12 protein-coding genes are annotated in these 15,999 nt (G+C 60.3%); 4 read left to right on the top strand and 8 right to left on the bottom strand.

The genetic code is table 11. From position 1 onward, the window contains the following. Positions 1-282 precede the first annotated feature (282 nt). From gltB to hemE, 3 genes are all read left to right on the top strand, one after another. Positions 283-4,728, top strand: coding sequence for a glutamate synthase large subunit (gene gltB / locus RHM55_RS16920; RefSeq protein ID WP_322177460.1), 4,446 nt, complete (start codon positions 283-285; stop codon positions 4,726-4,728). 32 nt (positions 4,729-4,760) lie between these two features. Continuing rightward, positions 4,761-6,179 (top strand): FAD-dependent oxidoreductase, encoded by a 1,419-nt coding sequence (locus RHM55_RS16925; RefSeq protein WP_219063559.1) that lies wholly within the window; start codon positions 4,761-4,763, stop codon positions 6,177-6,179. Between the two features lie 131 nt (positions 6,180-6,310). Beyond that, positions 6,311-7,378, top strand: a complete 1,068-nt coding sequence (hemE, locus tag RHM55_RS16930; protein WP_219063558.1) for a uroporphyrinogen decarboxylase — start codon at positions 6,311-6,313, stop codon at positions 7,376-7,378. Positions 7,379-7,460: 82 nt separating this feature from the next. On the opposite strand, the gene RHM55_RS16935 is transcribed toward hemE, so the two are convergent. Next, a complete protein-coding gene (locus RHM55_RS16935) occupies positions 7,461-8,732 on the bottom strand; it encodes an MFS transporter (protein ID WP_322177461.1) in 1,272 nt (423 codons plus the stop codon). 118 nt (positions 8,733-8,850) lie between these two features. Between RHM55_RS16935 and RHM55_RS16940 the strand changes: the two genes are divergently transcribed. Further along, positions 8,851-9,747, top strand: a complete 897-nt coding sequence (locus tag RHM55_RS16940) for a LysR family transcriptional regulator (RefSeq protein ID WP_322177462.1) — start codon at positions 8,851-8,853, stop codon at positions 9,745-9,747. Positions 9,748-9,942: 195 nt separating this feature from the next. Here the strand turns inward: RHM55_RS16940 and RHM55_RS16945 are convergent, their stop codons facing one another. From RHM55_RS16945 to RHM55_RS16975, 7 genes are read right to left on the bottom strand one after another with little or no spacing between them, the layout of a single operon-like run. Beyond that, positions 9,943-11,166 (bottom strand): beta-ketoacyl-ACP synthase, encoded by a 1,224-nt coding sequence (locus tag RHM55_RS16945; protein ID WP_322177463.1) that lies wholly within the window; start codon positions 11,164-11,166, stop codon positions 9,943-9,945. Next, positions 11,166-11,894: a 3-oxoacyl-ACP reductase FabG gene (gene fabG / locus RHM55_RS16950; RefSeq protein WP_322177464.1), complete on the bottom strand. Its 729-nt coding sequence runs from the start codon at positions 11,892-11,894 to the stop codon at positions 11,166-11,168. Before fabG ends, RHM55_RS16945 begins: the two co-directional genes overlap by 1 nt. Beyond that, the gene (locus tag RHM55_RS16955) at positions 11,891-12,346 is read right to left on the bottom strand and encodes a hotdog family protein (RefSeq protein WP_322177465.1); all 456 of its coding nucleotides are present in this window, start codon (positions 12,344-12,346) and stop codon (positions 11,891-11,893) included. The genes fabG and RHM55_RS16955 overlap by 4 nt, the downstream gene beginning before the upstream one ends. Then, complete coding sequence (locus tag RHM55_RS16960) at positions 12,343-13,539, bottom strand: beta-ketoacyl-[acyl-carrier-protein] synthase family protein (protein ID WP_322177466.1); 1,197 nt, start codon at positions 13,537-13,539, stop codon at positions 12,343-12,345. The genes RHM55_RS16955 and RHM55_RS16960 overlap by 4 nt, the downstream gene beginning before the upstream one ends. After that, positions 13,536-14,024, bottom strand: coding sequence for a DUF3261 domain-containing protein (locus RHM55_RS16965; RefSeq protein ID WP_322177467.1), 489 nt, complete (start codon positions 14,022-14,024; stop codon positions 13,536-13,538). The genes RHM55_RS16960 and RHM55_RS16965 overlap by 4 nt, the downstream gene beginning before the upstream one ends. Then, a complete protein-coding gene (locus RHM55_RS16970) occupies positions 14,021-14,770 on the bottom strand; it encodes a class I SAM-dependent methyltransferase (protein WP_322177468.1) in 750 nt (249 codons plus the stop codon). Before RHM55_RS16970 ends, RHM55_RS16965 begins: the two co-directional genes overlap by 4 nt. Continuing rightward, positions 14,767-15,999 carry an NAD(P)/FAD-dependent oxidoreductase gene (locus RHM55_RS16975; protein WP_416152024.1) on the bottom strand — a complete coding sequence of 411 codons (1,233 nt, stop codon included), beginning with the start codon at positions 15,997-15,999 and terminating at the stop codon, positions 14,767-14,769. The genes RHM55_RS16970 and RHM55_RS16975 overlap by 4 nt, the downstream gene beginning before the upstream one ends.

A 15,999-nucleotide genomic window follows, 5' to 3' on the forward strand; every position in this document is an offset into this window, starting at 1 on the left:
GCGCCTTGTGGTGTCTGCGTCCCGGACGTCATAAATGTTCTTGGGCTCGCAGGCCGGGCTCGTAAAAATGTTTTGACTAGCACATTATCTGGCCTTAAACCTTTCATTAATGCGACATAGATTTACGGCTGCTGGTCGTTAAGTTTGTGAGCTTTTGTGTCGATGTGTACAATGACCTCCCTTTTGCCCCCGCAAAGCTGGCATACGTTCGGCGCGGTTGGTAAGTGGTTGAATTGAAAAGAAATTTGCCTCGACAAGAGGCAGCCTGGTGAGAAAGTGTCTATGAAAGCAGGTCTGTACCATCCAGATGAATTCAAGGATAACTGTGGTTTCGGCCTGATTGCGCACATGCAAGGCGAACCCAGTCATAACCTGTTGCAAACGGCTATCGAAGCCCTGACCTGCATGACCCACCGTGGTGGGATCAACGCTGACGGCAAGACCGGCGACGGCTGTGGCCTGCTGATACAGAAGCCGGATGCATTCCTGCGCGCAATGGCCAGCGAACACTTCGGCATCGACCTGCCCAAGCAGTACGCCGTCGGCATGGTGTTCTTCAACCAGGACACCGCCAAGGCAGAAGCTGCGCGCGCGAACATGAATCGCGAAATCCAGGCCGCTGGCCTGCAACTGATCGGTTGGCGCAAAGTGCCGATCGACACCAGCGTACTCGGCCGCCTGGCCCTGGAGCGCCTGCCGCAAATCGAGCAGGTGTTCATCGGTGGCGAAGGCCTGAGCGATCAACAGTTCGCCATCAAACTGTTCAGCTCCCGTCGCCGTTCGTCGGTGTCCAACGCCGCAGACACCGATCACTACATCTGCAGTTTTTCGCACAAGACCATCATCTACAAAGGCTTGATGATGCCGGCGGACCTGACGGCCTTCTATCCGGACCTCAGTGACGAACGCCTGAAAACCGCGATTTGTGTGTTCCACCAGCGTTTCTCTACCAACACTTTGCCGAAATGGCCGCTGGCTCAGCCGTTCCGTTTTCTTGCCCACAACGGCGAGATCAACACCATCACTGGCAACCGCAACTGGGCGCAGGCCCGTCGCACCAAGTTTGCCAACGAGTTGATCCCTGATCTGGAAGAGCTCGGCCCGCTGGTCAACAGCGTGGGCTCCGACTCCTCAAGCATGGACAACATGCTTGAGCTGATGGTCACCGGCGGTATCGACCTGTTCCGTGGCGTGCGCATGCTTATTCCGCCTGCCTGGCAGAACGCCGAGACCATGGACGCCGAACTGCGCGCGTTCTACGAATACAACTCCATGCACATGGAACCATGGGACGGCCCGGCTGGCGTGGTCATGACCGATGGTCGCCATGCGGTCTGCCTGCTCGACCGTAACGGTCTGCGCCCGGCGCGCTGGGTCACCACCAAAAATGGTTTCATCACCCTGGCGTCAGAGATTGGCGTGTGGAACTACAAGCCTGAAGACGTTATCGCCAAGGGTCGTGTCGGCCCAGGGCAGATCTTCGCGGTCGACACCGAGACCGGTCAGATCCTTGATACCGACGCTATCGACAACCGCTTGAAGTCGCGCCATCCGTACAAGCAGTGGCTGCGCAAGAACGCCTTGCGCATCCAGGCGACGCTGGTCGACGACCAGGGCGTGGCCAGCTACGACACTGACCAGCTCAAGCAATACATGAAAATGTTCCAGGTCACCTTCGAGGAGCGTGATCAGGTGCTGCGTCCGTTGGCCGAACAGGGTCAGGAAGCCGTTGGCTCGATGGGCGACGACACGCCAATGGCCGTGTTGTCCCAGCGTGTACGTACGCCTTACGATTATTTCCGTCAGCAGTTTGCGCAGGTGACCAACCCGCCTATCGACCCGCTGCGTGAAGCGATCGTCATGTCGCTCGAGATCTGTCTGGGTGCCGAGCGCAACATCTTCCAGGAATCGGCTGAGCACGCTTCACGCGTGATCCTCAGCACGCCGGTCATTTCTCCGGCGAAATGGCGCTCGTTGATGACCCTGGATCGTCCAGGTTTCGAGCGTCATTTCATCGACCTCAACTATGACGAGAGCGTCGGGCTCGAAGCTGCGGTGCGTAACATCGCCGATCAGGCCGAAGAGGCCGTGCGTGCCGGCAAGACTCAGCTGGTGCTGAGTGACCGTCACATCGCGCCAGGCAAGTTGCCTGCTCACGCCGCGCTGGCGGTGGGTGCCGTGCACCACCGTCTGACCGAGTGTGGTCTGCGTTGCGACAGCAACATCTTGGTTGAAACGGCCACCGCTCGTGACCCGCACCACTTTGCAGTGTTGATGGGCTTCGGTGCGTCTGCGATCTACCCGTACCTCGCTTATGAAGTGCTGGCCGACCTGATCCGTACCGGTGAAGTCCTTGCGGACCTGGACGAAGCGTTCAAGTTCTACCGCAAGGGCATCTCCAAAGGGCTGCTGAAGATACTGTCGAAGATGGGCATTTCGACCGTCGCGTCTTACCGTGGTGCGCAGCTGTTCGAAGCCATCGGCCTGGCCGATGAAATCGTCAACCTGAGCTTCCGTGGCGTGCCAAGCCGGATCAAGGGTGCGCGCTTCGTCGACCTCGAAGCCGAACAGAAGCTGCTGGCCCTCGAAGCCTGGAGCCCGCGCAAGCCAATCCAGCAGGGCGGTCTGCTCAAGTTTGTGTATGGCGGCGAATACCACGCGTACAACCCAGACGTTGTCAGCACCTTGCAAGCCGCCGTGCAGCAGGGGGATTACAGCAAGTTCAAGGAGTACACCGCGTTAGTCGACAACCGTCCGGTGTCGATGCTTCGCGATCTGCTCAAGGTCACGACCCTCGATCAGCCGTTGGCGATTGAGGAAATCGAACCGTTGGAGAAAATTCTCAAGCGCTTCGACTCCGCCGGGATTTCCCTCGGCGCACTGTCGCCTGAGGCGCACGAAGCCTTGGCCGAAGCGATGAACCGCTTGGGCGCACGCTCTAACTCCGGTGAAGGCGGCGAAGACCCTGTGCGTTATGGCACGGTGAAAAGCTCGAAGATCAAGCAGGTGGCGACCGGTCGTTTTGGCGTTACCGCTGAATATCTGGTCAACGCCGAAGTGCTGCAGATCAAAGTCGCTCAGGGCGCCAAGCCCGGCGAAGGTGGTCAGTTGCCCGGTGGCAAGGTCAACGGTTTGATCGCCAAGCTGCGTTATGCGGTGCCTGGCGTGACCCTGATTTCACCGCCGCCGCACCACGACATCTACTCGATTGAAGACTTGTCGCAGCTGATTTTTGACCTGAAACAGGTCAACCCGGCGGCGCTGGTTTCGGTCAAACTGGTGGCAGAAGCGGGCGTAGGCACCATCGCAGCCGGTGTGGCCAAGGCTTACGCCGACCTGATCACCATCTCCGGTTACGACGGTGGTACCGGTGCTTCGCCGCTGACCTCGATCAAATACGCGGGCGCTCCGTGGGAACTCGGCCTGGCTGAAACTCACCAGACCCTGCGCGGCAACGACCTGCGCGGCAAAGTCCGGGTGCAGACCGATGGTGGTCTGAAAACCGGTCTGGACGTGATCAAGGCGGCGATCCTCGGCGCTGAAAGCTTCGGCTTCGGCACCGCGCCAATGATCGCCCTGGGCTGCAAATACCTGCGCATCTGCCACCTGAACAACTGCGCCACCGGCGTGGCGACGCAGAACGAGAAGCTGCGTAAAGATCACTACATCGGCACCGTCGACATGGTGGTGAACTTCTTCACCTTCGTCGCCGAAGAGACCCGCGAGTGGCTGGCCAAGCTGGGCGTGCGCACCCTCGAAGAACTGATCGGGCGTACTGACCTGCTGGAAATCCTGCCGGGCGAAACCGCCAAGCAGCAGCACCTGGATTTGACGCCGCTGCTGGGCAGCGACTATATCCCGGCGGACAAGCCACAGTTCTGTCAGGTGGAACGCAACCCGCCGTTCGACAAAGGCTTGCTGGCCGAGAAAATGGTCGAGATGGCCAAGCCTGCAATCGTCGGCCTCAGCGGCGCTGACTTCTCCATGGATATCTGCAACTGCGACCGGTCCATCGGCGCGCGGATTTCCGGTGAAGTCGCCAAGCTGCACGGCAACCAGGGCATGGCCAGGGCGCCGATCACGTTCCGTTTCAAAGGCACGGCCGGGCAAAGCTTCGGCGTGTGGAACGTCGGTGGCTTGAACATGTACCTGGAAGGCGATGCCAACGACTACGTCGGCAAGGGCATGACCGGCGGCAAGCTGGTCATCGTTCCGCCAGTCGGCAGCGCGTACAAGACTCAGGACAGCGCCATCATCGGCAACACCTGTCTGTACGGTGCAACCGGCGGCAAACTGTTCGCGGCCGGTACCGCTGGCGAGCGGTTTGCAGTGCGTAACTCCGGTGCCCACACCGTCGTTGAAGGCACGGGCGACCACTGCTGTGAATACATGACAGGCGGTTTCGTCTGTGTACTGGGTAAAACGGGCTATAACTTCGGCTCCGGTATGACCGGTGGTTTCGCCTACGTGCTGGACCAAGACAACACCTTCGTTGACAAGGTCAACCACGAACTGGTGGAAATCCAACGGATCAGCGGCGAAACGATGGAGGCTTATCGCAGCCACCTGCAACGCGTGCTGGCCGAATACGTCGAGGAAACCAATAGCGAGTGGGGTCGTCACCTCACCGAAAACCTCGATGACTATCTGCGTCGGTTCTGGTTGGTCAAGCCTAAGGCTGCCAGCTTGAAATCGTTGCTTTCCAGCACCCGTGCCAACCCGCAGTGATATGCGCCTGAAGTGTTTGATGAGGTTTTAACATGGCTGAACGTCTAAATAATGACTTCCAGTTCATCGAGGTCGGGCGCAAAGATCCGAAGAAGAAACTGTTGCGTCAACGCAAGAAAGAGTTCGTAGAAATCTACGAACCGTTCAAACCCCAGCAGTCGGCCGATCAGGCCCACCGCTGTCTGGGTTGCGGCAACCCGTACTGCGAATGGAAGTGCCCGGTGCACAACTTCATTCCCAACTGGCTCAAACTGGTGGCCGAAGGCAATATCCTGGCGGCTGCCGAGCTGTCACACCAGACCAACACCCTGCCGGAAGTCTGTGGCCGGGTATGCCCTCAGGATCGTCTGTGTGAGGGTGCCTGCACCCTCAACGACGGTTTTGGTGCGGTCACCATCGGTTCGGTGGAGAAGTACATCACGGACACCGCGTTCGCCATGGGCTGGCGCCCAGACATGTCCAAGGTCAAAGCGACCGGCAAACGTGTTGCGGTGATCGGTGCCGGGCCTGCGGGCCTGGGGTGTGCCGACGTGCTGGTGCGCGGTGGCGTGACCCCGGTGGTGTTCGACAAAAACCCGGAAATCGGCGGTTTGCTGACCTTCGGCATCCCGGAGTTCAAGCTGGAAAAAAGCGTGCTGAGCAATCGTCGCGAAGTTTTCACCGGCATGGGTATCGAGTTCCGCCTCAATACCGAAGTCGGCAAGGACGTCACCATCGATCAACTGCTTGAAGAATACGATGCTGTGTTCATGGGCATGGGCACCTACACCTATATGAAGGGTGGCTTTGCCGGTGAAGACCTGCCAGGCGTGCACGATGCACTGGATTACTTGATCGCCAACGTCAACCGCAATCTGGGCTTCGAAAAGGCGCCGGAAGATTTCGTCGACATGAAGGGCAAGAAGATTGTGGTGCTCGGCGGTGGTGACACCGCGATGGACTGCAACCGCACCGCGATTCGCCAAGGCGCCAAATCGGTGACCTGTGCTTATCGTCGCGACGAAGCGAACATGCCCGGCTCGCGTAAAGAAGTGAAGAACGCCAAGGAAGAAGGGGTGAAATTCCTCTACAACCGTCAGCCAATCGCTATCGTTGGCGAAGACAAGGTCGAAGGCGTGAAGGTGGTCGAGACCCGTCTTGGCGAGCCAGACGCCCGTGGCCGTCGCAGCCCCGAGCCAATCCCGGGCTCCGAAGAGATCATCCCGGCCGATGCCGTGGTCATCGCATTCGGTTTCCGTCCAAGCCCGTCGTTGTGGTTTGAGGAATTCAGCATCCAGACTGACAGCCAGGGCCGCGTGATTGCTCCGGAACAGGCGCAGTTCAAGCACCAGACCAGCAACCCGAAAATCTTCGCCGGTGGCGATATGGTTCGCGGATCTGACTTGGTGGTGACTGCGATCTTCGAAGGCCGAAATGCCGCCGAAGGAATCCTGGATTACCTGGGTCTGTGATCACCCCGACAGGGTGGCGCGACCTCTGATTCCTGCGACAAATCGCCTCGATACATAAAAGGCACGGCTCATGCCGTGCCTTTTGCGTTGCGCTCTGAGAAAATACCCGCACTTTTTAACCGGATGCCGACATGACTGCCCTGAAGAACGACCGTTTCCTTCGTGCCCTGCTCAAGCAACCCGTCGACGTCACCCCTGTGTGGATGATGCGTCAGGCCGGTCGCTACCTGCCGGAATACCGCGCCAGTCGGGCCAAGGCCGGTGATTTCATGAGCTTGTGCATGAACCCGGAGTTCGCGTGCGAAGTCACCCTGCAACCGCTGGACCGCTATCCACAACTGGACGCGGCGATCCTGTTCTCCGACATTCTGACCATCCCCGACGCCATGGGCCTGGGCCTGTACTTCGAAACCGGGGAAGGTCCGCGCTTCAAAAAAACCGTCTCCACCCTGGCCGATATCGAAGCCCTGCCGATTCCTGATCCGCAGAAAGACCTGGGCTATGTGATGGACGCGGTCAGCACCATCCGCCGTGAACTCAACGGCCGTGTGCCGCTGATCGGGTTCTCCGGCAGCCCGTGGACCCTGGCGACCTATATGGTCGAAGGCGGCTCGTCGAAAGACTTCCGCAAGTCCAAGGCCATGCTCTACGACAACCCGCAAGCCATGCACTTGTTGCTGGATAAACTGGCGCAGTCGGTGACCTCGTACCTCAACGGCCAGATCCTCGCGGGTGCGCAAGCGGTGCAGATCTTCGACAGTTGGGGTGGCAGCCTGTCAGACGCCGCGTATCAGGAGTTCTCCCTGGCCTACATGCGTAAAATCGTTAGCGGTCTGATCCGTGAACACGACGGGCGCAAAGTGCCGGTCATCCTGTTCACCAAAGGCGGCGGTCTGTGGCTTGAAAGCATCGCCGATGCGGGTGCTGATGCCTTGGGTCTGGACTGGACCTGCGACATCGGAGAAGCCCGTCGTCGCGTCGGCAACAAAGTCGCGTTGCAAGGCAACATGGACCCTACCGTGCTTTACGCTAACCCTACAGCCATCCGCGCCGAAGTCGCCCGCATCCTCGCCCGCTATGGCAGCGGCACCGGACACGTCTTCAACCTCGGTCACGGCATTACCCCTGAAGTCGACCCGGTCAATGCTGGCGTCTTCATGGAAGCTGTGCATGAGTTCTCGGCGCAGTATCACCAGTAAGCTGACTTGCGGCCGCTTAGCGACCCATCGCGGGCAAGCGCGCGCCTACAAACCTGTAGGCGCGCGCTTGCCCGCGATGCTTTCAGTTGCGAGTCACCAGCGGCGCCAACCGGGCCAGGCGCAACGCCACAGCCAGGGCGATCAGCAGCAGTACGCCGATGAACAGGCCAATGCCATTCCAGCCTGCGTAGTGCCAGAACATCCCACCTGCGGTACCGGCCACGCTGGAGCCCGCGTAGTAACTAAACAAATAGAGCGATGACGCCTGGCCTTTGGCCTTGAGGGCGCGGCGGCCGATCCAGCTGCTGGCGACCGAGTGGGCGCCGAAGAAGCCGAAGGTGAACATCAGTACGCCGACGATCACCACTGGCAGCAGGGTGAACATCGTCAGGGCGACGCCCGCCAGCATCAGCACAATCACCGACCACAAGACTTTGCGCCGTCCGAGTTTATCGGCTAACGCGCCGATTTTCGCCGAGCTGTAGATACCGGACAGGTACACCACGGAGAACAGTCCGACCAGCGACTGGCTCAGGTGGTAAGGCTCAGCCAGCAAGCGATAACCGATGTAGTTGAACAACGTGACGAACGCGCCCATCAGCAGGAAGGCTTCGAGAAACAGCCACGGCAAACCGGCATCGCGAAACTGCAGGGTAAAGCCGTTGAGCAGGCTGCGTGGGTGCAGCGAGCGTGGGCGGAAGTTGCGCGACTCGGGGAGAATCCTCCAGAACACCGCAGCGGCAATCAATGCCAGACCGCCGATGATCAGCATCGCGGTATGCCAGCTGACAAAGTCGACCAGGATCCCCGTGATAAGACGCCCGCTCATACCGCCAATGGCGTTTCCGCCGATGTACAGGCCCATGGCCAGGCCGATGTGCTGCGGATGGATCTCTTCGCTGAGGTAGGTCATGGCGACCGCTGCCAGGCCGCTGAGGGACAGGCCGACCAGTGCGCGTGTCAACAGGATGCCTTCCCAGGTCGGCATCAGTGCGCTGATCATGGTAAACAGCGCGGCGCAAAACAGCGCCGTCACCATCACAGGTTTACGCCCTAGCCGATCCGAAATGGGGCCGGTGATCAGCAAACCAATCGCGAGCATGCCCGTGGCTACCGAAAGAATCAGGCTGCTTTGCGCTGCGTTGATTGAAAACTCATGGGACAGGACCGGCATCATCGGCTGCACGCAGTACAGCAGGGCAAAGGTCGCAAAGCCGCCAGAGAACAACGCCAGCACCGTGCGCATGAACATCGGCGTGCCTTTTTCGATGTAGATCTCGCTCAACGCCATCGCGACATCGCCGGTAGGCGAAGACTCGATATCGTTAGCGTGGGGGTGAGCAGCAATTTTCACAATGGACCTCGGTGGGTCAACGGGTCGGGCAATGTGAAAAAGAATATAGCTCGCTAATGATTCTTTCCAATATATTGTTCGACCTGTTTGATATTTAAAACGACCTAATGGTGAATCCATGGAACTGCGACATCTTCGGTATTTCATTGCGGTGGCCGAAGAGCTGCATTTCGGCCGGGCCGCGCAAGCACTGGGTATCTCCCAACCGCCGTTGAGCCAGCAAATTCAGGCGCTTGAACAGGAGGTAGGGGCGCGGTTGTTCGAGCGCACCAATCGTCGCGTCGAGCTGAGTGAAGCCGGTCGGCTGTTTCTGGCCGAAGCCCGTCTGGTGTTGGCCCAGGTCGACAAAGCGGCCGACGTGGCGCGGCGTGCGCAGTTGGGGCTGTTAGGCGAGCTGAAAATCGGTTTCACCTCCTCGGCGCCTTTCAACTCAAGCATTCCGCAGGTGATTTTTGCGTTCCGTCAGGCCTTCCCGGCGGTTCACCTGGCGTTGCAGGAAATGAGCAGCAAGGAAGTGGCCGAGGCGCTGGTGGATGAGTCGGTGCAGGTCGGCATCATGCGTCCCTTGCCTTTGCCGGAATCGTTGGTCGCCGTGGAGTTGTTCCGCGAACCGCTGGTGGCGATTATACGTGCCGATCACCCGTTGGCGGTGGGCAGTGAAAAAGGCCTGCAGCTGTCGGCGTTGGCGGCTGAACCCTTTGTGTTTTTCCCGCGCTCATATGGCAGCGGCTTGTACGCGCAGTTGATCAACCTGGCGCGCCAGGCAGGGTTCAGCCCGCTGATCACCCAAGAGGCGGGCGAGGCGATGACCATTATCGGGCTGGTGGCCGCAGGGTTGGGGGTGACGGTGTTGCCGGCGTCCTACCAGCGCATGCGTATCGACGGCGTGGTCTACCGAACGTTGCTCGATGCAGAGGCCAATACGGCGGTTTGGCTAGTGCAGCGCCGGGACCAGCATTCACCGATGGCCAAGGCATTCGTCGAATTGTTGACCAAGCAGGCGGTAGCGCTGTAAGAGGCCCCACCTCGTCTTCGCCGCCGTGCTGTCGCGCAGAAAACTGGATCTCGATTCTGCCCGGAGGGCGTAGGAGCTGACTTGTCTGCGAAAAGGGCCGGAGGACCTTCATGCGGTGGTGACGTCAGTCATTTTGCGACTGCTTCGCAGCCGATTCGCAGACAAGTCAGCTCCTACAGGGTATTTGTGGGGCTACTACCAGCGTCGGAAGATCAGTGAAGTGTTCACACCACCAAACGCGAAGTTATTGTTCATCACGAATTGGTTGCTCATATGCCGCGATTCCCCGCGTAAATAATCAAGTTCGGCACAACGCGGATCGACAGCATCGAGGTTGAGGGTGTGGATGTAGCGGTCGCGGTTCATCATCTCGATGCAGAACCACGACTCCAGCGCACCGCAGGCGCCCAGGGTGTGGCCGAGAAAGCTTTTCTGCGAACTGATGGGCATCCGCGCGCCGAACAGGCTGTGGGTCGCCAGGGTCTCTGCAATGTCGCCTTGTTCGGTGGCGGTGCCGTGACCATTGACGTAACCGATGGCGTCGGCACTCAGGTGGGCGTCCTCCAGGGCCAGCTCCATGGCGCGACGCATGGTGGTCTGCTCTGGACGCGTGGCGTGTGCGCCATCGGCGTTGCTGCCGAAGCCAACGATCTCGGCGTGGATGTGCGCGCCCCGGGCCAGGGCGTGTTCCAGTTCTTCGAGGACCAGCATGCCGCCGCCTTCACCGATCACCAGGCCGTCGCGGTCGCTGTCGTAAGGGCGAGGGCTGGTGTGCGGGGCGTCGTTTTTCAGGCTGGTGGCGTACAGCGCGTCGAAGACCATGGCTTCGGTCGGACACAGCTCCTCGGCGCCACCGGCCAGCATCAGCGGCAGGCGACCGAACTTGATCGATTCGTAGGCATAGCCGATGCCCTGGCTGCCGCTGGTGCAGGCGCTGGAGGTCGGTATCAAACGCCCGGTCAGGCCGAAGAAGATGCTGATGTTCGCCGCCGTAGTGTGCGGCATCATCCGCACATAGGAGTTGGCGTTCAGGCCCTCGGCGACGGAGTTGATCAGCATGTTGCCGAACGCTTTGATTTCATCGGTGCTGCCGGTGGACGAACCACAGGAAACGCCCATGCGCCCGTCGCGAATGATCGGGTCGTTGAGCAGGCCCGCGTCGAGCAACGCCTGTTCAGCCGCGCCGACGGCGAGCCGCGACACGCGACCCATGCTGCGCAACTGTTTGCGGGACCAGTGTCCAGGCACCGCGAAATCGTCGATCGGGCCGGCGAGGCGGGTGTTGAGTTCGGTAAAACGGTCCCACTCATCCATCCGCCGAATGCCGCTGCGGTTGGCGTTGAAATTGGCTTCGATACTGGTCCAGTCACTGCCCAGCGATGTAATACCGGCCATGCCGGTAACAACTACGCGCTTCATTAGCACAGGCCTCCGTTGACCGCCAGAACCTGACGGGTGATGTAGGACGCTTCGGCCGACATCAGGAAATTCACGGCACCGGCGACTTCTTCGGGGGTGCCCATGCGTTGCGCGGGGATCATTTTCATCAGCTCATCCACGGGCACATTTTCGTCGAGCATTGCCGTATCGATCAAGCCGGGGGCGACGCAGTTGACGGTGATCTTGCGTTTGCCCAGTTCGATGGCGAGCGCTTTGGCAGCCCCAATGATACCTGCCTTGGAGGCGCTGTAATTTACCTGTCCACGATTGCCGATCAAGCCCGAAACCGATGTGATGCACACTATCCGCCCAGCGGCGCGACGCCTGATCATTGGCATCATTACCGGGTGCAGAACGTTGTAGAAACCATCGAGGTTGGTGCGCATGACCACGTCCCAGTCTTCGTCGGTCAACGCCGGAAAGGCGCCGTCACGGGTCAGACCGGCATTGCAGACAACGCCGTAATAGGCGCCGTGAGTGTCCACATCGGCTTCGAGAATCGCCTTGCACGCAGCCCGGTCGGCGACGTCGAATTGCAGTATGCGCGCTTGTCGGCCCAAGGCCTGGATTTCCCGCTGAACCGCTTCGGCCTCAGTACGGCCGCTACGACAATGCAGGATCAGATCGTAACCGGCCTGGGCCAGACGCAGGGCGATGGCACGGCCGATGCCACGGCTGGAGCCGGTGACCAGTATTGATTCAGTCATGCGCAAACTCCTTCAGCGAGATAGTCAGCGGGCAGGGGTGGGCAATACACGTTAACCCGCGCCATGGCCTTGATGCCGGGGCCGGTCAGGTGGCACTCGAAGACGCCCATGCCGTTGTCATCCTGCAGTGAGCGCAGGGCGTGGATGGTCAGTTCGCTGCCTGCGGGGAAGTGCTCGACGTTGCATTCGAACTTGCGCGTGCCCAACAAAAAGCCGAGTTGGACCTTATGGCCTTGCGCGCGCGCCTTGCAACCCGCGTAGGCGGCAATGCTCTGGGCCATGAGTTCGATCCCGACCCAGGCTGGGAGGCTACCATCGGCGCGGCTGAACAAGCCGCCAGGGCGGACTTTCAGACGGGTGTGAATTTGTTCTTCGTCGAACGTCAGGACCTGATCGATGAGGATCATGTCTCCGGCGTGGGGCACCAGTTCGGCAATCGGCCAATCGATCATGGGGCGTCTCCTATAATCAGGCTGACGTTATTGCCGCCGAAGGCGAAGGAATTGCTCATCAGTCGGCGTGGTCGGGTGTGCAGCAGGCGCTGGCCGGGCTCAACCCATTTCAAAGCGGGCAGTTGGGAATCGGCTTCGCCGTCCCAGAGGTGCGGTGGCAATGCCTGTTGCGTATTTTCCGGGGCCAGGCTCAGCCAGCAGAATGCTGCTTCCAGCGCTCCGGCAGCGCCGAGGGTGTGGCCGCTCATGGGTTTGGTTGATGAACAGGGAACGCCGTCTGGAAAAATCGCCTGCACGGCGAAGCTTTCCATCGCGTCATTGTGCTGCGTGGCGGTGCCGTGCAAGTTCAGGTAATCGATCTGCTCTGCATGCAGGCCGGCATTGTTCAGCGCTTTTTGCATGGCTTGGCGCGCGCCGCGACCACTGGGTTCCGGTGCGGAAATATGGTGGGCATCAGAGCTCGCGCCCGCACCGAGCAGGGCAATCGACGTGGCACCGCTGGCCTCGCGGGTCATGAGGTACAAGACCGCTGCCTCGCCGATGTTGATCCCGTTGCGATTGCGCGAAAATGGATTGCAGCGCTGTTCCGATACCGCTTCCAGTGCGGAAAACCCGTTCAGCGTCAGCTTGCACAGGGTGTCTACGCCACCGCACAGCACCGCGTCGCACACCCCCATGTCCAGCAAGCGCCGCGCACTGAGCAGCGCCCGCGCGCTGGAGGTGCAGGCGGTGGAAATGACGTAAGCCGGGCCGCTGAGTTGCAGCCAGGCCGCGAGGAAATTCGCCGGGGCGCTGAGTTCCTGTTGCTGATAGTCATAATCGCAGGGGAATCGCTGCTCGCGCAGATACATCGCAATGCCACGACTGGCTTCATCGATCCCCGAGGTGCTGGTGCCGAGAATCACGCCGATACGCGAGCGGCCATAGCGTTCAATGGCTTGCTGGATATCGTCTTTGATTTGCAGGGCGGCGGCCAGCAGGAGTTGATTGTTGCGGCTGCTTTGCTGGCCCAACTCGGGAGGAATCTGAGGTAATACGTCGTGTACGGCACCGACCGGCAAGCGCCGACCCGGAACCCAGTCGTTCTCGTCGATCATGCCTGAGTCATCGCCTGCGAACAACCTGCGCGCGACCTCGGTTTTGTTATTGCCCAGGGCGCAAATCAACCCCAGGGCATTGAGGTAGGCGGTCATGGCGTGGCCTCGTCATTCAACGGGCTGACGTTGTAACTCAGGCCCTGCTCCAGCCGCAGACTGAAGACCTGCGGTTGACGGTAATCGACGCGCCAGCGCGTGCCCAAGTTGCGTTGGCGGGCCTGGGATTGCGCGGCAGGATAGCGGCTGCGTAACTCAGGGGCCGGCGTCAGGGCGAACAGCAGCGCGGCGAACAGCTCGCGTGCTTCCGGATTGGGCGGCAACAGACCATCGGCCTGCCATGTGCCGTTGTTCAAGCGCTGGCGGGCGAGAGGAATGCCCAGCGGGTCGAGCAGCGACCAACGCAAACTGGCCTCTTCTTGCTGGATCACCAACAACCAATCCTGGCGTTGGCCCGCTTGCTCGCGCTGGATGTGCAATTGCAGCGGCAACGGCAGGTGCGGCAGTGTCTCGGGCAGGGGCGCCCGGCTGGCGCAGGCGCACAGCAAAAGAAGGCAAACGCTCAGCAGCAGGCCGCGAATCATCCTGCGCCACCTTGCACGGGTTTGCGCGCGACGACGTTGACCAGGGTTTCTTCGCGCTGACCGAATGGCGCGGGGCGGCGCAGTCCAAAGCGCTCCAGCAGGCCGAAATCCTTTGAACGACTCCACCATAAATACGGGTACGAAACAGTGTGCGGGCCGAACTCAAAGCCCTGTCCGCGCAGCATGTCGAGGTATTGCCCGGCGCTCTTCTGCACCTGCATCGGATGGCGGAACAGCCAGCGGATCACCCAGGTATCGATGTAGGCCTTGGTCGATTCGGCGAACAGCAGATAACCGCCCGGCTTCAGCACCCGATAGAACTCGGCGAGGGCCTGTTCTTGCTCCACCAGATGGTGAAAAGTCTGGTGGCAGAACAGCAGGTCGACGCTGGCATCCGGCAGTTGCAAGTGCGCGCAATCGCTGCCGATCAGTTCGACATTGATGCCTTGGCGCATCGCTTCATCGCGGCTCACGGACAGGCTTTGCGGGTCGGCATCCACGCCCAGTAAACGCGCCGGGGCGAACACCTGCTGCAAGTAGCGGAAGGATTTCCCCTGGCCACAGCCCGCATCCAGGAGCACGGCGTCAGCCGGTGGCGCGATGCCGGGCGCGCCTTGATCAAAGAGCCTACGCAAATCATTGATCGCCACGCGCAGGACGTGGTGCTGCCACGTGTGGCTGCGCAGGAACCATAAGCCGAAGCGGGTTTCCTCGACGAAACTGTCGCTCAGGTAGGCGCTGCTCATTGGGCTGTGCTCGCGCAGACTTCCGAGATCACCCGCAAGCGGCGCTTGGCTTCGCTGACAAAGGGGTTGCGTTCATCCCAGGCATAACCCGCGAGGATTGCACTGATCATGCGGCGGATTTCCGGAGGACTGTCGGAATGGAAGATCACATCCTGGAAGGTGCCTTCGTACCAGCCTTCGACATAGGCACGGAACGTGTCGACGCCGCGCTTGAGCGGCACGGAGAACTCGGTGTGCCAATCGACGGTTTCGCCTTGCAACTGACGATGCAGCAGGCCGGCAGCCATGCTTGCCGAGCGCATAGCGATGGTCACGCCGGAAGAGAACACCGGGTCGAGAAACTCTGCCGCGTTACCCAGCAGAGCGAAGCCCTGGCCGTGCAGGGTTTTGACGTTGGCCGAATAACCATTGATGGCGCGCGCCGGGGTATCCCACACAGCGTTTTGCAGCAGGCCAGAGAGGCTTGGTGTTTCGTCGATAAACGCCCGCAGGCAGGCCTCCAGATCCTCTGGCTTGCGTTGAAAGTGCTCGGCCGAAGCGACCACGCCCAACGAGCAGCGGCCATCGCTGAACGGGATCAGCCAGAACCAGATGTCGCGATGCGTGGGGTGAATGCTGACGAGGATCTTCTCGCGGTCGAATTGCATGTCATCAATGCGGTCTTCGATGTGGGTAAACACCGCCTGGCGAATCGGAAAGTTCGACGGTGCTTCCAGGTCGAGCAGTCGCGGCAGTACCCGGCCATAGCCGCTGGCATCCAGCACGAAGTCCGCTTCGAGGGTGTACTCACTGCCATCTTCGCGGCGTGCGCGCAGCTGCGGTTGCGGGCCATCGAAATTGGCTGCAGTGATTTCTTCCAGATAGCGAATTTCTACGCTTTGCAGTTCAGCCTGATCGGCGAGCAACTTGTCGAAGGTGGCGCGTTGCACCTGGAACGTGGTCGGCTTGCCGTTGCTGAAGGTGTCGCCAAAGTCGAAATGGGTGTAGCGCTCGCCCCAGGCGAAGGCCGCGCCGTTTTTTACTTGAAAACCAGCGGCCTCCACGGCGTCGAGCATGCCGGCTTCTTCGACGAAATCCAGGCAGTGCGAGAGCAGGCTCTCGCCAATGGAGAAGCGTGGGAAAAGCTGGCGCTCAATGATCAGCACGTCGTGTCCCTGACGCTTGAGCAGTGCCGCAGCGATTGCGCCAGAGGGACCGGCACCAATTACTACGACCTGGCGTCTTTCCAT

This window comes from Pseudomonas sp. MH9.2 (assembly GCF_034353875.1).
Lineage (GTDB): Bacteria > Pseudomonadota > Gammaproteobacteria > Pseudomonadales > Pseudomonadaceae > Aquipseudomonas.